The organism is Halomonas alkalisoli, from assembly GCF_021412585.1.
Taxonomy (GTDB): domain Bacteria; phylum Pseudomonadota; class Gammaproteobacteria; order Pseudomonadales; family Halomonadaceae; genus Halomonas; species Halomonas alkalisoli.
The window spans coordinates 56,783-73,954 of sequence record NZ_JAKCMI010000018.1 but is presented as its reverse complement, the minus strand read 5'-3'; the positions used below and the strand labels follow the sequence as shown (position 1 = coordinate 73,954).

17 protein-coding genes are annotated in these 17,172 nt (G+C 64.6%); 8 read left to right on the top strand and 9 right to left on the bottom strand.

All coding sequences use genetic code 11. The features are described from left to right. Positions 1-55: 55 nt before the first annotated feature. Positions 56-382, bottom strand: coding sequence for a hypothetical protein (locus LY622_RS05565; protein ID WP_234289977.1), 327 nt, complete (start codon positions 380-382; stop codon positions 56-58). Between the two features lie 167 nt (positions 383-549). Then, a complete protein-coding gene (gene typA / locus LY622_RS05560; RefSeq protein ID WP_114479479.1) occupies positions 550-2,397 on the bottom strand; it encodes a translational GTPase TypA in 1,848 nt (615 codons plus the stop codon). A 369-nt stretch (positions 2,398-2,766) separates the two neighbouring features. Between typA and LY622_RS05555 the strand changes: the two genes are divergently transcribed. Beyond that, positions 2,767-3,324, top strand: coding sequence for a glycosyltransferase family protein (locus LY622_RS05555; RefSeq protein ID WP_234289976.1), 558 nt, complete (start codon positions 2,767-2,769; stop codon positions 3,322-3,324). 48 nt (positions 3,325-3,372) lie between these two features. Here LY622_RS05555 and LY622_RS05550 read toward each other — a convergent pair whose 3' ends face one another. The 3 genes from LY622_RS05550 to LY622_RS05540 form a co-directional block, all read right to left on the bottom strand. Continuing rightward, positions 3,373-4,341: a tripartite tricarboxylate transporter substrate binding protein gene (locus tag LY622_RS05550; RefSeq protein WP_234289975.1), complete on the bottom strand. Its 969-nt coding sequence runs from the start codon at positions 4,339-4,341 to the stop codon at positions 3,373-3,375. Between the two features lie 105 nt (positions 4,342-4,446). After that, a complete protein-coding gene (locus LY622_RS05545) occupies positions 4,447-5,970 on the bottom strand; it encodes a tripartite tricarboxylate transporter permease (RefSeq protein WP_234289974.1) in 1,524 nt (507 codons plus the stop codon). Position 5,971: 1 nt separating this feature from the next. Then, positions 5,972-6,430 (bottom strand): hypothetical protein, encoded by a 459-nt coding sequence (locus LY622_RS05540; protein WP_234289973.1) that lies wholly within the window; start codon positions 6,428-6,430, stop codon positions 5,972-5,974. 188 nt (positions 6,431-6,618) lie between these two features. Here LY622_RS05540 and LY622_RS05535 point away from each other — a divergent pair, with 188 nt between their 5' ends. The 6 genes from LY622_RS05535 to LY622_RS05510 all read left to right on the top strand — a co-directional run bounded on the left by LY622_RS05535 (position 6,619) and on the right by LY622_RS05510 (position 13,350). After that, entirely contained in the window at positions 6,619-6,897 is a 279-nt protein-coding gene (locus LY622_RS05535; RefSeq protein WP_234289972.1) for a hypothetical protein, read from the top strand. A gap of 109 nt (positions 6,898-7,006) precedes the next feature. Then, a complete protein-coding gene (glnA, locus tag LY622_RS05530; protein WP_234280507.1) occupies positions 7,007-8,413 on the top strand; it encodes a glutamate--ammonia ligase in 1,407 nt (468 codons plus the stop codon). Positions 8,414-8,649: 236 nt separating this feature from the next. Then, on the top strand, positions 8,650-9,195 hold the full coding sequence (locus LY622_RS05525) for a DUF4124 domain-containing protein (RefSeq protein WP_234289971.1): 546 nt from the start codon (positions 8,650-8,652) through the stop codon (positions 9,193-9,195). A 296-nt stretch (positions 9,196-9,491) separates the two neighbouring features. Then, a complete protein-coding gene (gene glnL / locus LY622_RS05520; RefSeq protein ID WP_234289970.1) occupies positions 9,492-10,538 on the top strand; it encodes a nitrogen regulation protein NR(II) in 1,047 nt (348 codons plus the stop codon). After that, the gene (ntrC, locus tag LY622_RS05515) at positions 10,531-11,943 is read left to right on the top strand and encodes a nitrogen regulation protein NR(I) (RefSeq protein ID WP_234289969.1); all 1,413 of its coding nucleotides are present in this window, start codon (positions 10,531-10,533) and stop codon (positions 11,941-11,943) included. The genes glnL and ntrC overlap by 8 nt, the downstream gene beginning before the upstream one ends. A 72-nt stretch (positions 11,944-12,015) precedes the next feature. Next, on the top strand, positions 12,016-13,350 hold the full coding sequence (locus LY622_RS05510; RefSeq protein WP_234280503.1) for a deoxyguanosinetriphosphate triphosphohydrolase: 1,335 nt from the start codon (positions 12,016-12,018) through the stop codon (positions 13,348-13,350). A 74-nt stretch (positions 13,351-13,424) separates the two neighbouring features. Here LY622_RS05510 and LY622_RS05505 read toward each other — a convergent pair whose 3' ends face one another. Further along, the gene (locus LY622_RS05505) at positions 13,425-14,339 is read right to left on the bottom strand and encodes a nuclease-related domain-containing protein (RefSeq protein ID WP_234289968.1); all 915 of its coding nucleotides are present in this window, start codon (positions 14,337-14,339) and stop codon (positions 13,425-13,427) included. Positions 14,340-14,468: 129 nt separating this feature from the next. Between LY622_RS05505 and LY622_RS05500 the strand changes: the two genes are divergently transcribed. Then, positions 14,469-15,332 (top strand): NAD-dependent protein deacetylase, encoded by an 864-nt coding sequence (locus tag LY622_RS05500; RefSeq protein ID WP_234289967.1) that lies wholly within the window; start codon positions 14,469-14,471, stop codon positions 15,330-15,332. Here the strand turns inward: LY622_RS05500 and LY622_RS05495 are convergent. The 3 genes from LY622_RS05495 to LY622_RS05485 form a co-directional block, all read right to left on the bottom strand. Continuing rightward, positions 15,304-15,723, bottom strand: coding sequence for a YbaY family lipoprotein (locus LY622_RS05495; protein WP_234289966.1), 420 nt, complete (start codon positions 15,721-15,723; stop codon positions 15,304-15,306). The genes LY622_RS05500 and LY622_RS05495 overlap by 29 nt on opposite strands. A gap of 157 nt (positions 15,724-15,880) precedes the next feature. Then, positions 15,881-16,255 (bottom strand): translation initiation factor Sui1, encoded by a 375-nt coding sequence (locus LY622_RS05490; protein ID WP_234289965.1) that lies wholly within the window; start codon positions 16,253-16,255, stop codon positions 15,881-15,883. A 134-nt stretch (positions 16,256-16,389) separates the two neighbouring features. Further along, positions 16,390-17,088, bottom strand: coding sequence for an HAD family hydrolase (locus LY622_RS05485; RefSeq protein ID WP_234280498.1), 699 nt, complete (start codon positions 17,086-17,088; stop codon positions 16,390-16,392). Between the last annotated feature and the right edge of the window lie 84 nt (positions 17,089-17,172).

Here is a 17,172-nt window from a genome sequence, read left to right as displayed (position 1 = left end):
CCAGGGGTGTTGCGTTAAGGTTGCGTTGGGGTCGGCTGATGACGGGGGCCACGGATCATGTGTGGTCCTCGTCATCATCGTCCTTTTCACCGCCGGTGGGCTCGAAGGCGCGGCTTGCATCCGGCAGCCGCACGATGTCGCCCTTGGCCAGCTTGCCGACAAGCTTGCGCCGCTCGCCGGTAGCGGGGTCGATCAACGCCACGACCTCGCCGATGCTGGTGCCATCGACATAGGCGTCGACCCGGATGCGCACCACCAGGCCCTGGTAGCGGGCCGAGAGAATGTCGCCGGGCCCGGGGTCGGAGCGCCCGGTGGGATCTTGCTCGAAGTGGCGTGCCACGCTGGCGCTGCCGGGGTCATCCCATTCCACGTGTCTGTGCATGGCCGTTTCTCCTTGGGTGATGGTTTCTCCAAGGGTAGCCATGGCAGTGGAGAAGCACAGCACTCTAAGCAAATCGCGCGTGAGATGCCATGACGACGGCCAAGTCGTTCGTACCATACGACGACACCCGCCGAAGGGCGGGTGTCGTTGGACTGGGCGAGTAGCGCTTACTTCTTGGCGCGCTTGCGCTCGTTTTCCTTGAGGAACTTCTTGCGCAGGCGAATATGGTTGGGCGTGATCTCGACCAGCTCGTCGGAGTCGAGGAACTCGATGGCCTGCTCCAGTGAGAATTTCACCGGCGGGGTCAGGACGATGTTCTCGTCGTTGCCGGTGGAGCGCATGTTGTCGAGCTTCTTGCCCTTGGTGGGGTTGACCACCATGTCGCTGGCGCGGTTGTTGATGCCGACCAGCATGCCCTCGTAGACCTCGGTGGCGTGGTCGATGATCAGCTTGCCACGCTCCTGCAGGGCATAGAGCGCGTAGGCCAGGGCCTTGCCGTCGACCATGGAGACCAGCACGCCGTTGCGCCGCTCGATGGAGGCGTCGGGCTTCAGCGGGCCGTAGTGGTCGAAGCGGCTGGTGAGAATGCCAGTGCCCGAGGTCAGGGTCAGGAACTGGCCGCGGAAGCCGATCAGGCCACGCGCGGGGATCATGAAGTCCAGGCGCACACGGCCCTTGCCGTCGGGGTTCATGTTGGTCAGCTCGCCCTTGCGATAGCCGAGCTCCTCCATGACGGCGCCCTGGTGCTGCTCCTCGCAGTCGATGATCACCTCTTCGTACGGCTCCTGCTTGACGCCGTCGATCTCCTTGATGATCACCTCGGGGCGGCCGACAGCCAGCTCGAAGCCTTCGCGGCGCATGGTCTCGATCAGCACCGAGAGGTGCAGTTCGCCGCGGCCGGACACCTTGAATTTCTCGGGGGTCTCGCCGGGCTCGACCCGCAGCGCCACGTTGTGGATCAGCTCCTGGTCGAGACGCTCCTTGATGTTGCGGCTGGTGACGTACTTGCCGTCGCGGCCGGCGAAGGGCGAGTCGTTGACCTGGAAGGTCATGGAGACCGTGGGCTCGTCCACCGACAGCGGCGGCAGGGCCTCGACGGCAGCCTGGTCGCACAGGGTGTCGGAGATCGACAGGTTGTCGATGCCGGTGATGCAGACGATATCGCCGGCATCGGCCTGCTCGGTCTGCACGCGCTCCAGGCCCATGTGGGTCATCACCTGGCCGATCTTGCCCTTGCGGGTGGTGCCGTCGGTGCTGATCACGGTGATCTGCTGGTTGGGGCGCACGCTGCCGCGCTTGATGCGGCCCAGGCCGATGACGCCGACATAGCTGTTGTAGTCGAGCGCCGAGATCTGCATCTGGAACGGGCCGTCCAGTTCGACCTTGGGTGGCTCGACGATGTCGACGATGGACTGCAGCATCGGCGTCATGTCGTCGGCCAGCTCTTCCGGGTCCAGGCCGGCGATGCCGTTGAGCGCCGAGCAGTAGATGATCGGGAAGTCGAGCTGCTCATCGGTGGCGCCGAGATTGTCGAACAGGTCGAAGATCTGGTCGATGACCCAGTCGGGGCGCGCGCCGGGGCGGTCGATCTTGTTGACCACCACGATCGGCTTGAGGCCCTGGGCAAAGGCCTTCTGGGTCACGAAGCGGGTCTGGGGCATGGGGCCGTCGACGGCGTCCACCAGCAGCAGCACCGAGTCGACCATGGACATCACGCGCTCGACCTCGCCACCGAAATCGGCGTGTCCCGGGGTGTCGACGATGTTGATGTGGTAGACCTGGTCGGCGTTGGGCGCCTGCCAGCGAATCGCGGTGTTCTTGGCCAGGATGGTGATGCCGCGTTCCTTTTCCTGGTCGTTGGAATCCATCACGCGCTCTTGCCCCTCGGCCTTGCGGTCCAGCGTGCCGGACTGGCTGAGGAGCTTGTCGACCAGGGTGGTCTTGCCATGGTCGACGTGGGCAATAATGGCGATATTGCGAAGACTCTCGATCTGAGAGGGAACGGCTGTGCTCATAGGTTGTGGCTCGTCATCATCTACGCACCTATGTACACATATCAAGAAAGTACCCTAGGCGCGGGGGTAGGGAGAGTGGAGGCGCATTGTACAGACTAGGAAGGTAGGCGAATAGCAGAACCTCAGTATCGGGCCCTCGTGGTAGGCGCTTCTCAGGTCGCAGTAGGGCCAGGGCCTCCTTGCGGCTGACGCCGGACTGCCCGTTCTGCTGGTATGCAGCGGATGGAATTGGCGAGATCGGTGCGATGAAAACCAGTCTGGATACTTTTGGATGCCTTTGTACACTTGATGATACGTTAACTAACAATGCTTTTCTTTCCCGTGCCCGGCAAGCTCGCATTCTGGCTTGCTGTCCAGGAGTCGGCAGCCATGTATACGAGCAGTGTTCTTCTCGATGCCCGCTCGTTCGGCGCCCAGCTGCCACGACATCTGGACGCGCTGCATCGTGTCATGCGCTACGGGGGGGGGAAGCATGAGGTGCTGGTGGTCGACGATACCGGCGATCGCCGCTTGCCGGGGCTGGCCTGCCGTTTCGGTGTCACCCTGGTCTCCTCTCGTCCCTGCCCGCTGGGGGAGCGGCTCAACGTTGCCGTGGCGGCCAGCCATGGCGAGCTGCTGTTCTTTCCCGGCCTGGGCCAGGGCGGCTTTCATCGATGGCTGGCCAATCAGCTCGGCGTCCTGGGCCGGCAGGAGTGGGATGCCGTGGTCTTGCAGGCGCGGCGGCAGAGCGCACTGATGCGACTGATGCGACTGATGCGACTGCTGAGCCGGTTGCATCGGGCATCGCCTACCGACACCTTCTGTGTGACACGCGACTGGTTCGATCGTATCGGTGGCTTCGACCCCGTGCTTGAACACGGCGCCCTGCCGGAGCTGATCGAGCGCCTACAGGCCTGCCAGGCTCGCGTATCGATCGAGCGCGCCTGAGCCGCTGCGTCTGGTTGTCCGGCGCGGTTATCCGGTTCGAGTGTGGCTTTACTCGTCGTCGGGAACCCCGCCCATCGCCTTGAGCAGCTGGCGATAGCTCTCCGACTGGGCATGGAGCATCTCTGTGGCTTCCTCCTCACCGATGAAGTGAACCGGCATCAGGATGCGCTCCTCGGTGATCTCGATGAAGCGCTCGTCCTGGGTGGCGGCTTCCAGGGCTTCGGCAAGGCGTTCCACATGGGCGTCGGGGGTATTCTTCGGCACCACTACCACGCGGAAGTCGGAGGTATCCAGGTCGTAGCCGGCTTCCTGTACGGTCGGGGCGTCGGGGAAGGCCACCAGGCGATCCTCGGCCAGGCTCAGCAGCACCGGCATCTCGCCGCTGTCGGCATAGCCGGAGTGGGTGCCGCCGCTGTAGCCGAAATCGACATCCCCCGACAGGATCAGCGGCGCCATGCCGGCCCCGCCAGCGGTGGGCACGATGCGCAGCTCGAGGCCTTCCTGACGGGCGATGTACTCGATGATCATGCGATCCAGCGCGGTCTGGGTGGCGTAGCTGGTGCCCGGGTTCTCGCGGGCATACTCGATCAGGCCTTCCCAGGTATCGCCGAACTCACGGTCTTCACCGGTGACCATGGCCGACTGGCCCAGGGTCACGCCGGCCACGTAGCGGAAGTCGTCCAGCTGATAGGTGGTCTCGGTGGAGAGCGGACCGAAGGTGATGGTCATGGAGGTGCCGAAGACGAAGGTGTAGCCCTCGTCGGTGTTGTTGGCCAGGCGTGCCAGTGCCACGCCACCGCCGGCCCCCGGCTGGTTGACCACGTTGACCGGCTGACCCAGCTCCTCTTCCAGTACGTTGGCCAGCACCCGGGCCTGGATATCGGTGCTGCCGCCGGCGCCGAAGCCGACCACCAGGGTCAGCGGCTTGGTGGGGAACTCGTCGGCCTGGGCCGCGCCGGCCATGCCGAATGCCATGGCGGACGAGAGGATGGCGGTCGTGAGCAGCTTCATTTTCATGGTGGAACCCTCTTTATTGCTTCGTTGTTTTGCGTCGTGGTCTTGCTCTGTTGTCTTGCGTCGTGGTCGTGCGTTGCGGTCTTGCTTCGTTGCGGTACGGCCGACTCAACGGCCGGCCCTGGCCTTGAAGCGCGCCTGCATCCGGCGGCGGTAGCTGCTCCAGCCAAGGTGCAGCACCATCACGACCGTCAGGATGACGAAGGCCAGGGCAATGGGCCTTTCCAGCAGGATGCCGATCTCACCGCCCGACAGGATCACCGACTGGCGCAGGTTCATCTCCAGCATCGGGGTAACGATGAAGGCCACCAGGAAGGTGACGAAGGAGTAGTCGAACTTCTTCAGGAAGTAGCCGAAGATCGCGAAGACGAACACCGTGATCAGGCCGAAGGTGCCATAGCCCTGCACCTGGATGCCGGCCAGGCAGAGGAAGATCACCACCGCAATGACGATATGCGGCGGCACGCTGGTGACCCGGGCGAAGATCCGCAGGCCATACCAGCCCACCGCCAGCATCAACAGGCTCGCCACGATCATCCCCGAGAACAGCGTGAAGAGCATTTCCGGATGGTCGCGGAGCATCAGCGGCCCCACCTGGATACCGTGGATCATGAAGGCCCCCACCAGCAGGGCGGCCGAGACGCTGCCGGGAATGCCCAGGCCGAACAGCGGGATATAGCTGGCCGGGATCACCGCATTGTCCGACGCCTCGGCGGCGGCGATGCCGTTGGGATTGCCCTTGCCGAAGCTGTCGGGATCCTTGGCCGAACGCTTGGCCAGGCCATAGGCCATGAACGCCCCGACGGAGGGCCCCAGGCCCGGCAGCGCGCCGACGAAGGCCCCCACGCCGGTACTCTTGAGGATGGTCGGCAGGGTGCCCTTGAACTCCTGATAGGAGAGATCGTCCGCCTTGTCGTGGCTCAGCTTGATCACGCTGGCGCCCTTGTTGCGGCGATACTCGTCGAGCTGCACGAACATCTCGGCCAGGGCCAGGGTACCGATCACCAGCGGCAGGATCGGCACGCCCTCCATCAGCTCGGCGTAGCCGAAGGTCAAGCGAGCGGCCCCGGTTTCCGGGTCCAGGCCCACGGTGCCGAGAATGATCCCCATGCCCCCCGCGGCCAGGCCCTTGAGGAAGGACCCCCCGGCCATGGCGGCGATGAACACCAGGGCGAAGATCAGGATGGCGGCCAGCTCATAGGGCCCGAACTTCAGCGCCACCGAGGCAAACGGGATGACCACCACGATCAACAGCAGGGTGGCCAGCAGATCGCCGATCACCGAGGCCAGCAGGCCCACCTTCAGCGCCTTGCGCGGCTTGCCGTCGCGGGCCATGGGATAGCCATCGAGGCAGGTGGCCGCCGACGAGGGCTCGCCCGGGGTATTGAGCAGGATGGCCGACACCGCGCTGCCGGCGGCGGTGCCCTTGGACAGGCCGATCAGGAAGGCGATGGCGGCATAGGGCGACATGTAGAAGGTCAGCGGAATGGCGATGGCGATGGCCACGGCCCGGTTGAGGCCGGGGATCACCCCGACGACATAACCGAGCAGCACGCCGCCGAGGATGATGACGATGGACTCATAGTGCAGGGCGGCGGCGAAGGAGGCGAGAATGGCGTCGAAACCGATCATGTCACACCACTCCAATACGCATCAGATGGGCGGTCAGGCCATAGAGGCCGGCCGCCGGGATCGTGGCGGTGAGCAGCACCACGTGCCAGCGGCGCTCGCCGAGCAGCAGCAGCAGGCCGCCGATCAACAGCGGCGCGACCCAGGTCAACGGAAAGCGATCGATCAGCAGGATGAAGCCCAGCACATACAGAAACGGCCACGTCTGGTGCCAGAGGTGGCCGGCGGCGGGGAGGGCGAAGAAGGGCTCCCTGGCGCGCTTGAGGGCAATGGCGCTGACGAGGATCAGCAGGCCGGCGCAGCCGAGCATCAGCCAGGCGCCGAGGGTGGCCAGCGCCTTGGGCGGCATGCCGATGGCGAAGCCACGGCCGCCAAAGGTCGGGATGACCCAGGCGAGCAGGAAGGCTGCGACAGCGGCAACACCGACCCCCGACCAGAAGTTCTTGCGTGGCATATCGGTCATGTCGAGTACGTCTTGTCGTGTGGATGACGGTTCGGGTGGGTGATCAAGGCTCTGGACAGAACATTTGCTTGAATTCCATTCCTTCCGTGTATTGTTTTGCTGACGAAATGGATGGCCGACGACACTATCTGCTGCGCCGCACCCCCTCAAACGCTGCGTTAGACGAAAATTAAACGCTAATGAGGAGGATGGTTCTTGACCATGAAGCCGCTATCAGCAAGGGGATGGGAGAGAAGGTCTGCATCAATACGGTGCAGGCCGCACTGATTTCGTTCGATTATGGTGCACAAATACCCCTCTCCACCCTGCCGGATGGGTCGGATTGCATTACTGGTGCAAGGCAGGGCAGTTTGGTGGATCAAAAAATAATTTCAAAACAGTTGGTTAAAAAAGTATGGGTTGTGATGGTGCAATGTTGGCACGCAGCCTGCATTAGGTTGGCCAGCTCCCATGCCCGTGCATGGTGATCGTGGGCATCAAGCTCACAGCGTGCTACAACATGCGCTGGATCGAACCCAGCGCCAGTGGATCATCAGCCAACGAATCGAGCCAAACTCGCTCTTAATGGAGGACATCATGTCTGCCAAGACTCTCGCCCTGATCGAAGAAAACGACGTGAAGTGGGTTGACCTGCGCTTCACCGACACCAAAGGCAAGGAGCAGCACGTCACCATTCCCGCGCGTGACGTGGACGAAGAATTTTTCGAGAACGGCCAGATGTTCGATGGCTCCTCCATCTCCGGCTGGAAAGGCATCAACGAGTCGGACATGATCCTGCGCCCGGAAGACGGTACCGCCTTCCTCGATCCGTTCACCGAAGACGCTACCATCGTGCTGCGCTGCGACATCATCGAGCCCGCCACCATGCAGGGCTACGAGCGCGACCCGCGCTCCATCGCCAAGCGCGCGGAAGCCTACCTGCAGTCCAGCGGCCTGGGCGATACCGCCTTCTTCGGCCCGGAGCCGGAATTCTTCATCTTCGACGAGGTGCACTGGAAGACCGACATCGAAGGGGCGATGTTCAAGATCTCCTCTGAAGAGGGTGCCTGGTCTACCGACCGTCAGGTCGAGGGCGGCAACCTGGCCCACCGTCCGCGGGTCAAGGGCGGCTACTTCCCGGTACCCCCGGTGGACAGCTTCCACGATATTCGTGGTGCCATGTGCAACACCCTGGAAGCGATCGGCCAGACCGTCGAAGTGCATCACCACGAGGTGGCCAACGCCGGCCAGAACGAGATCGGCGTCAAGTTCAACACCCTGGTGAAGAAGGCCGATGAGCTTCAGGAGATGAAGTACGTCGTGCACAACGTGGCTCACGCCTATGGCAAGACCGCGACCTTCATGCCCAAGCCGCTGGTTGGTGACAACGGTTCCGGCATGCACGTGCACCAGTCGTTCTGGAAGGATGGCGTCAACCAGTTCGCCGGCGACCAGTACGCCGGGCTGTCCGAGATGGCGCTCTACTACATTGGCGGCGTCATCAAGCACGCCCGCGCCCTGAACGCCTTCACCAATGCTTCGACCAACTCCTATAAGCGCCTGGTGCCGGGCTTCGAAGCTCCGGTGATGCTGGCCTACAGCGCCCGCAACCGCTCTGCCTCCATCCGTATTCCCTATACCGCTAGCCCCAAGGGCAAGCGCGTCGAGCTTCGTTTCCCGGATCCGACCGCCAACCCTTACCTGTGCTTCGCGGCGATGCTGATGGCCGGTATCGACGGCATCAAGAACAAGATCCACCCCGGCGATGCCATGGACAAGAACCTGTACGACCTGCCGCCGGAAGAAGGCAAGGCCGTGCCCACCGTGGCCAACAGCCTGGATCAGGCGCTGGAAGCGCTGGATGCCGATCGTGCCTTCCTCACGGAAGGTGGCGTCTTCACCGACGACATGATCGATGCCTACATTGAGCTCAAGATGGAAGACGTGGAGCGTATTCGCATGAGCACGCATCCGGTCGAGTTCGACATGTACTACAGCTGCTGAAGCAGGCCGACGTGTCCGACCCATATCGCTGGGTCGGGCCGCCCGAGCCGACTCGGGTGCGCTAGTGTCAGGCAGTCGTGTCAGGCAAGCGTGTCGGGAATCGTGTTCTGCAATCACAGGGGCTCCGTCTTGGCGGAGCCCCTTTTTGTCGTACACTTGAACCATGGCTTGATATGACAGGCAGCTGACCGTGACGTCCAGTCGGTACGGGGCGCCGACGAAGGAGATCGATCCTCATGAAGAAGGCGCTTTTGGCAATGGTTGGGCTGCTGGTCACCACGTCTACCCTGGCGACGACCATCTATCGCACCGTCGACTCCCAGGGCAATGTGATCTTCAGCGATAGTCCGGACGGAGGTGGCGAGCCGGTGGAGCTGACGCCGCTCACCGTGGTGCCATCCCGGAGCCTGTCGGGAAGTTCAGAGCCGCCGCGGGTGGAGGGCGTCGCGCCGCGGGTCAGCGAGTCTCCGGGGCAGCCGTTCATGCCCTACGATGCCTTTCGTATCCTGTCGCCAGCGCATGGGGCCGACCTGGCCGCCAGCTACGCGGGTAACGTGCAGGTGGAGCTTGCCATCGAGCCCGAGCTGCGGCCCGACCACCGGGTCCGGCTGCTGGTCGATGGCAGGGTGAGCCAGACCGAGATGCATACCACTGCCTTCATGCTCACCGATCTCGATCGTGGCCAGTACGTGATTCAGGCCGAATTGCTGGATGCGAGCGGGGATATTCGTCATCGCACCCAGCCGGTGACCCTCCATGTTCAGCGCTCTCCTGCCGGCTGAGGCAAGCGCGCCCCGGGCTCGCCCGGCCTTGCCCATTCGTGCCCCACGGGTGAGCGTTAACCCGTTCCGAGTCGGTGGACACTTCTTTCGTGCACCATGATAGTGCACTCCATGGCTGCCATAATGCCCTGAAACGGCGCCGAGCCGCGCTTTTCAAGGTTGGCGCGGTTCTTGCTAGGTTCTTGCTACACGTATGGATAGCTATGGGTCGCTAGGGTAGCCAAGGGAGCCCGAGTCGTTTGCCGGGATTCACGGAATGCGCGAAACGGGTGCACGTCTACACCAAGGGAAGGCCAATGTACCGACGCCTGATGGAACATCTCACCACTGCGGTGCTGCTGCTGGATAGCAGGCTGTGCGTGAGCTGGATGAATCCTTCCGCCGAAGCGCTGCTGGCGGTCAGCCTGGGGCGCGTGGAAGGGATGCGCCTGTCGGCGTTGGTCGCCGAGGATGACGGAATGAGTGCAGTGCTGGCCAAGTCCCGCGATGACGGTCATCCCTTCACCCAGCGGGAGGTGAGGCTGTCCCTCGTCACCGGTGCGGTGATCACCGTGGACTATACCGTCACGCCGCTCTCGGACGAGGAGCTTCTGGTCGAGATGGAGCCACGCGACCGTCTGCTGCGTATCTCCCGGGAGGAGGCGCTGCTCAACCGCCAGGAGGCGATCAAGGTTCTTTCGCGCGGCCTGGCCCACGAGGTCAAGAATCCGCTGGGCGGTATTCGCGGCGCCGCCCAGCTGCTGGAGCGTGATCTCGATGACCCCGACCTGGCCGAGTTCACCCGTATCATCATCGAGGAAGTGGACCGCCTGCGCGACCTGGTCGACAGCATGCTGGGGCCCAACAAGCTGGTACGCCATGAGCCGCTCAATATCCATAGAGTGCTGGAGCGAGTACGCACGCTGCTGATTGCCGAGACCCCCGGCGTGGTGGTGGAGCGCGACTACGACCCCAGCCTGCCAGACTTCCCGGGTGACGAGGCGCAGATGATCCAGGCCGTGCTCAACGTGGCACGTAACGCCGTGGAGGCCATGGCCGAGGACGGCACCGATCAGCCGCACCTGCTGATGCGAACCCGGGCGCGGCGCCAGTTCACCCTGGGTGCCGAACGCCATCGCCTGGTCTGTGAGGTGGCGCTGATCGACAACGGTCCCGGCGTTCCCGAGAGCCTGCAGGAGACGCTCTTCTACCCCATGGTATCGGGCCGTGCCGAGGGCAGTGGACTGGGATTGTCCATTGCCCAGGGCATCCTGCATCAACACCAGGGCTTGATCGAATGCGAATCCCGCCCTGGCCATACCGAATTCCGCTTGCTTATTCCCCTGGAGAGGCGCCATGACTGATGTCGCACGTGTCGCTGTCGTCGATGACGATCGCGCCATTCGCTGGGTGCTGGAGCGCGCCCTGGCTCAGCCCGACCTCGAAGTCGAATGCATCGAGCGAGCCGACCTGGCGCTCAGCCGACTACTGGACGATCCACCGGATGTGCTGGTCACCGACATCCGCATGCCGGGCATCGACGGCCTGGACCTGATGTCACGGGTGCGGGACGTGCACCCCGACCTGCCGGTCATCGTGATGACCGCGCATTCCGACCTGGACAGCGCCGTCGCCTCCTACCAGGGCGGAGCCTTCGAGTATCTGCCGAAGCCCTTCGACGTCGACGAGGCGCTGGCGCTGGTGCGTCGTGCCGTGGCCCATGCGCGGGAGCGCAAGCGGCCGGTCAGCGTGCCGGAAGGGCTGGATGCCGAGATCATCGGCGAGGCCCCGGCCATGCAGGAGGTGTTTCGCGCCATCGGCCGGCTGTCGCACTCCCACATCACGGTGCTGATCAACGGTGAGTCGGGTACCGGCAAGGAGCGCGTGGCCCGCGCCCTGCATCAGCACAGCCCGCGGGCGGGCAGGCCGTTCATCGCGCTGAACATGGCGGCGATACCGCGGGACCTGATCGAGTCCGAGCTGTTCGGTCACGAGAAGGGGGCCTTTACCGGGGCCACCGCCCAGCGCCAGGGGCGCTTCGAGCAGGCCGATGGCGGCACCCTGTTTCTCGACGAGATCGGCGACATGCCGGCCGAGACCCAGACACGGCTGCTGCGAGTGCTGGCCGACGGCGAGTTCTACCGGGTCGGCGGTCACACCCCGGTCAAGGTGGATGTACGCATCATCGCCGCCACCCACCAGAACCTCGAGACCCTGGTGGAGGATGGTCGTTTCCGCGAGGATCTTTTCCATCGCCTCAACGTGATCCGCGTGCACCTTCCGAAGCTGGCCGAGCGGCGCGAGGACATCCCGCGGCTGGCACGGCACTTCCTGGCCGAGGCGGCCAAGGAGCTGTCTACCGATATCAAGGTGCTCACCAAGGATGCCGAGACGCACCTGACCCGGCTGCCGTGGCCCGGCAATGTGCGCCAGCTGGAGAACACCTGCCGCTGGCTGACGGTGATGGCATCCGGCCGCGAGGTGCTGGTCGAGGACCTGCCGCCGGAGCTGCGCGAGCCGGAAGCGGCGGAGAGCGGCAACGGCGATTGGCGAGCCGCGTTTCGCGACTGGGCCGACCGGGCCCTGGCCGCCGGCCATACCCATCTGCTGGAAGAGGCTGTTCCCGATTTCGAGAAGATCCTGATCGAGACCGCGCTGAAGCATACCGGTGGGCGCAAGGGCGAGGCCGCGGAGCTTCTCGGCTGGGGGCGCAACACCCTGACCCGTAAGCTCAAGACACTGTTGCCGGCATTGGCCGACGGGGAGTGAGACGGCGGTATCGGGGCGTGGCCTTTACCGCCACTGTGGTGCCAGAATGGGGGCCTCAAGGAGAGATAGCCCATGACGCAGATGCACTGGCAGCGCTTGCTCGACCCGTCGCGACTCTACGGCAGTCGGGCCGGGCGCGACGAGATCGGCCGCAGCCCCTTCCACAAGGATCATGACCGGATCGTCTTCTCCGGCTCCTTTCGCCGCCTGGGGCGCAAGACCCAGGTACACCCCCTCACCGACAACGACCACATCCACACCCGGTTGACCCATTCCCTGGAGGTGGGCTGCGTGGGGCGCTCGCTGGGCATGATCGTCGGCGAGTTGCTGCGCGAGCGGTTGCCGGAGTGGATCACCCCGGCCGACATGGGCGTCATCGTGCAGGCGGCCTGCCTGGGGCACGATATCGGCAACCCGCCCTTTGGCCATGCCGGCGAGTATGCCATCCGCGACTGGTTCAAGCGCGCCGAGGCCGACGGCAGCGGGCTGCTCGAGGGGCTGTCGGAGCGCGAACGCGCCGACCTGCTCACCTACGAGGGCAATGCCCAGGGGTTCCGGGTGGTCACCCAGATCGAGTACAACCAGTTCCGTGGCGGCATGCGGCTGACCACGGCGACGCTGGGGACACTCTTGAAGTACCCCTGGACGGTGGAGTATGGGGGCAGTGCCGGGAAGTTCGGCTGCTATCAGAGCGAGAAGGCGCTGCTGGCCGAGGTGGCCGACCGCCTGGGCCTGGTGCCCCGGGGCGAGGGGCGCTGGTGTCGTCACCCGCTGGCCTGGCTGGTCGAGGCGGCCGACGACATCTGCTACGCCCTGCTCGACCTGGAGGACGGCCTGGAAATGGGTATCCTGCGCTTCGACGAGGTGGCCGACGTGCTGCTGCAGATCGCCGGCGACGCCCCGCCGGACTATGCCGCCATGGAGCGCAGCGGCGTCTCCCAGCGTCGGCGTATCGCCGCCCTGCGCGGCGCGGCCATGGAGCGGGCGGTCAACGATGTGGGGGCGGTCTTCGTCGACCATGAGACGGCGCTGCTCAACGGTACCCTGACCAGCGACCTGCTGGAGCTCTGTCACCCCGACCTGGGCTGGGGGGTGGCGGCGGCCAAGCAGCTGGCCCGCGAGCGTATCTTCCAGAACGAGCGCAAGGCCAAGCTGGAGATCGGCGCCTACACCACCCTCGGCATCCTGCTGGAAGCCTTCATCGGTGCGGCCCACGAGCTGCACTACACCGGTGAGTCCAGCTTCAAGCACCAGCGGGTGCTGGCGCTGGTCGGCGAGAACACGCCGCGCCCCTCCTGGACGCTGTACGACAGCTATCGGCGCATGCTCGACTTCATCGGCGGCATGACCGACCACTATGCGGTGGACCTGGCCCAGGAGATGGGCGGTCGGCTGCGGGGGGACTGAGGATGTGAAGGCCCGCCAGGACCGCGGCCGCCTGGCCTCCGGCTAAGCATCGCCGCCCTCGATCGAGCAGCCCCTCAGATGGAGGGGGCGTTCAACGGCGTATTCTTCTCCAGTTCGGCAGCGCGTTCGATGAGCGCCGCGATCACCTTGTCGTGCATGTCGTCATCGATCTGACCCAGCTGCTTCTCGCCCAACTGCTGGGCCAGCGATTCGCCGCTCACCACCATCAGCCCCTCCGGCGTGCCGGCACAGATGATGTCCCAGCCGGGCAGGGTCAGCACCCCCAGGATGGGGACCGGCGCACCGCAGCGGCTCTCCAGCCACTCGCCCAGCCAGCGCGTGGCGCCCAGGGTCTTCACCAGGGGCTGCTGCTCGCTCCAGCCGGGGAAGCGGAGGCGCTTCGGCTCCACGGTCACCACATTGATCTCGCGGCCGTCCGCCGTGAACGGGCGCGTGCGGGCGCGAGTCTCGACGACGAAGACGCCATGGGGGGTGACGGCGACATGGTCGATGGTATCGGTGTCGGTGGGCACGTCGTGGAAGACGTAGTAGGGGTGGGCCTCGGGATGAATCAGCCGCTCCAGTTCCTGGCCCACGGCGAGTTCGCAGGCCAGGCCCAGCTTGATGCGACGGATAAGCTGGAAGTCGCGAATCAGCAGGAAGCAGTAGACCAGCACCAGCACGGTGCTGAGTGCGCCGTAGAGGGCCCATTCCAGCCAGTTCTGCCGGTTGGCAAAGAGCATGCGGCCCATGCCGTAGACCAGCGGCGCCAGTGACAGGATCGGCCCCAGGGCGCCATCCAGGAACAGGGCGGCGAAGGCGCGGTCGAGCCTGTCGCGCAGGGCCTGGCCGGGTTCTCGCAGGGGGCGGGCGTTGAACGGTGAGCGTACCCTGGCATCGTGCAGGTTGCGCAGGGCGATAACGATCACCGCCATTGCCCCGAGGGGAAACAGGAAGATCAGGGGAAGCAGGTATTCCAGCCAGGCCATCGGGGGTCCGTCCTTGCCTGTTATAGTCACGTAAGCATGACATTCTAGACAACCTACCACCATAAGAGCCATGTTGTTCGCATGAAGGTTGATCGCATCAAGGCGGCTGCAGCAGACATTGGAGAGACGATGAGCGACGTGCCAATGCCGGTGGAGGAGGTCAGCCGCCTGGCGGACTTCCTGACTCGCTACCCGCGACTGGCGGTGTTGACCGGGGCCGGTGTGAGTACCGACAGCGGCATTCCCGACTATCGCGATGCCAGCGGCGCCTGGAAGTGTTCACCGCCGATGCAGCACCAACTATTCATGAGCAGCCATGCGGCGCGGCAGCGCTACTGGGCGCGGGCGCTGGTCGGCTTTCGTACCCTGCATCGGGCCCGCCCGGGTATCGCCCACACGGCGCTGGCCCAGCTCGAAGCCGAGGGGCTGGTGGCGGGGGTGATCACCCAGAACGTGGATGGGCTGCATCAGAAGGCCGGCTCGCGACGGGTCATCGACCTGCATGGCCGCGCCGAGCAGGTGCGCTGCATGCAGTGCGGGGCGCTACGCATGCGCCATGACCTTCACGACGAGTTGGCCGAGTGCAATCCGCACTGGTTGTCCCGAGAGGCAGCAGCACGGCCCGATGGTGACGCGGACCTGGAGGCGGACTTTTCCACCTTCCGGGTGCCCGGGTGTCGTCGCTGCGGCCAGGGGATCTGGAAGCCCGACGTGGTCTTCTTCGGCGACAACGTGCCCGGCGAGCGCGTGGCCCGTGCCACTGCGATGGTCGACGAGGCCGGCGCGCTGCTGGTCGTGGGCTCGTCGCTGATGGTCTATTCGGGTTACCGCTTCGCGCGGCAGGCATCCCGCGCCAGCAAGCCCATCGCCTGCCTCAACCTGGGCCATACCCGGGCCGATGCGCTCTACTCGCTGAAGGTCGAGGCGCCGGTGGGCGAGACGCTGAATGCCTTGGCGGCGGCCCTTACCGGCGCGGGTCAAGCGACAGGGTAACGGGCTCGTCCGGGTGGCTCTCTTCCAGCAGTACCGGTTCGCTGGTGGCGTGGGTCAGTTCGCCCCGCTGGCGCAGCTCGGCGCTTAGCCGGGGGGAGCGGGAGTCCTCGAGGGCCTGGCTGTCGTGGCGCAACGAAACCGCCCAGGGGGGCGTTCCCAGGTGGGTGAGCGTGGTTTCAGCCAGGGTGCCGTCGGCATCGCTGAGGCGTACGTTCAGCTCGGCATCGTCGCTCAGCGTCAGCGGATCGGGTGGTATCACGCGAGCCTGCAGCTCGGTGAACTGCGGGGTGCCGGCGCAGCCGGCCAGCACCAGCATGACCAGTAGCCCCAGTGCCAGCGCTAGTATCGGCTTGCCCGGCGGTGGCGCCGCAACAGTCGTCGTATCGTGCATGCCATTCTCCTTGCTTAGGCTTTGTCTGAAAAGTCGGCGAGCGAAGACCAGGCAAGGCAAAAATCGGCGAAAAGACGGAGTTTACGGGGTGTAAATGAGTACTTTGAGCCGATTTTTAACGCCGTATGGTTGAGCGCAGCCAGTTTTCGGACTGAGCCTAGCCGCCGGCCAGCTTCACGGTATAGCCGCTACGCTCCAGCTCGGCCTTGAGTACCTCGCGATGATCGCCCTGGATCTCGATGATGCCCTCCTTGACGGCGCCACCGGTTCCACAGCGCTTCTTGAGACGCTTGGCCAGGGCCTTCAGTTCGGCATCGGGCAGAGGGATGCCGGTAACCGTGGTCACGCCCTTGCCCTTGCGCCCGCTGGTTTCCCGGCGAATGCGCACGACGCCGTCCAGCGCCTCGATGCGAGCCTGCTCGGCGGCCTCGGCGCAGCAGCAGTCGGCCTGCGGCTGGCGGCAGTTCGGGCAAATATCGCCGTGCTCGGTGGAATAGACCAGGCCATGCAGCTGGTCCCGCAGAGAGGCCATGGGAACTCCTTGTACGAAAAAGGGATGGCCAGATGATACCGCCCAGGGGCGCGGACTGCATCGCCACAGGCTCCTGCGGTGAATAACGGTGGCGCAAGGCCGGCGGGTAGAGGATATGCGGCTGCCGGCAAGGCTCAGCGGCTATAGGCGGCCAGACGGTTGTCCATGGCGCGATGGTGCAGGAGATGACCGATCACGGTGGGCAGCTGGTACATGCTGCTGATCATGATGGCCCCTTCGGGGGTTTCTTCCACATCGGGGAAACGGTTGAGGTGGATGACCGTCATCCCCGCATCCAGGGCGGCCTTGACCCCCACCATGGCGTCGTCGATGGCGACGCAATCCTCGGCGTCGAAGCCCATCCGGCTGGCCGCGTGCAGGTAGAGCCGGGGGTCGGGTTTCCAGCAGTTGGCGGTATAGCCGCTGAAGAGATTATTGCCGAAGTGATCGGCCAGACCGATGGCCTTGAGGGAGGTTTGAATCTTGTTCTCGGGCCCGTTGGACACTACGCCGCAGGGAAAGTCGGCCAGTGCCATCAAGGCCTCGGTCGCACCCGTGATCGCCACCAGCTCGGTTTCGAGGCGACGGTTGAGATTGCTGCGCATCTCGGTCTCGGTCTCGGCCAGGTGTAGCGGGTCCACGCTGCCGTAGCGATCCTCAAGTACCGTCACGATATTGCGAAAGCGGCTACCGCGGAATTCGCCGATATAGTCACTGGCCTGAAAGGGCAAGCCCAGCCTCGTCAGGCTGATGGCCATCTCGGCAGCCAGCAGCGGTTCGCTGTCCACCAGGGTTCCATCACAATCGAACAGTAGGCAGAGGGGACTTGTCATGGCCGAACATCCCTCGATAGGTCAGAGGCTAGTCGAAAAGTAACCATATACCTGTTATCGGCATGCTCTGCAGAAAGTTGAATG

Coding starts and splice junctions, on each gene's coding strand:
- LY622_RS05565 (WP_234289977.1), bottom strand. CDS start 382: ATGCACAGACACGTGGAATGGGATGACCCCGGCAGCGCCAGCGTGGCA.
- typA (WP_114479479.1), bottom strand. CDS start 2,397: ATGAGCACAGCCGTTCCCTCTCAGATCGAGAGTCTTCGCAATATCGCC.
- LY622_RS05555 (WP_234289976.1), top strand. CDS start 2,767: ATGTATACGAGCAGTGTTCTTCTCGATGCCCGCTCGTTCGGCGCCCAG.
- LY622_RS05550 (WP_234289975.1), bottom strand. CDS start 4,341: ATGAAAATGAAGCTGCTCACGACCGCCATCCTCTCGTCCGCCATGGCA.
- LY622_RS05545 (WP_234289974.1), bottom strand. CDS start 5,970: ATGATCGGTTTCGACGCCATTCTCGCCTCCTTCGCCGCCGCCCTGCAC.
- LY622_RS05540 (WP_234289973.1), bottom strand. CDS start 6,430: ATGACCGATATGCCACGCAAGAACTTCTGGTCGGGGGTCGGTGTTGCC.
- LY622_RS05535 (WP_234289972.1), top strand. CDS start 6,619: ATGGTTCTTGACCATGAAGCCGCTATCAGCAAGGGGATGGGAGAGAAG.
- glnA (WP_234280507.1), top strand. CDS start 7,007: ATGTCTGCCAAGACTCTCGCCCTGATCGAAGAAAACGACGTGAAGTGG.
- LY622_RS05525 (WP_234289971.1), top strand. CDS start 8,650: ATGAAGAAGGCGCTTTTGGCAATGGTTGGGCTGCTGGTCACCACGTCT.
- glnL (WP_234289970.1), top strand. CDS start 9,492: ATGTACCGACGCCTGATGGAACATCTCACCACTGCGGTGCTGCTGCTG.
- ntrC (WP_234289969.1), top strand. CDS start 10,531: ATGACTGATGTCGCACGTGTCGCTGTCGTCGATGACGATCGCGCCATT.
- LY622_RS05510 (WP_234280503.1), top strand. CDS start 12,016: ATGACGCAGATGCACTGGCAGCGCTTGCTCGACCCGTCGCGACTCTAC.
- LY622_RS05505 (WP_234289968.1), bottom strand. CDS start 14,339: ATGGCCTGGCTGGAATACCTGCTTCCCCTGATCTTCCTGTTTCCCCTC.
- LY622_RS05500 (WP_234289967.1), top strand. CDS start 14,469: ATGAGCGACGTGCCAATGCCGGTGGAGGAGGTCAGCCGCCTGGCGGAC.
- LY622_RS05495 (WP_234289966.1), bottom strand. CDS start 15,723: ATGCACGATACGACGACTGTTGCGGCGCCACCGCCGGGCAAGCCGATA.
- LY622_RS05490 (WP_234289965.1), bottom strand. CDS start 16,255: ATGGCCTCTCTGCGGGACCAGCTGCATGGCCTGGTCTATTCCACCGAG.
- LY622_RS05485 (WP_234280498.1), bottom strand. CDS start 17,088: ATGACAAGTCCCCTCTGCCTACTGTTCGATTGTGATGGAACCCTGGTG.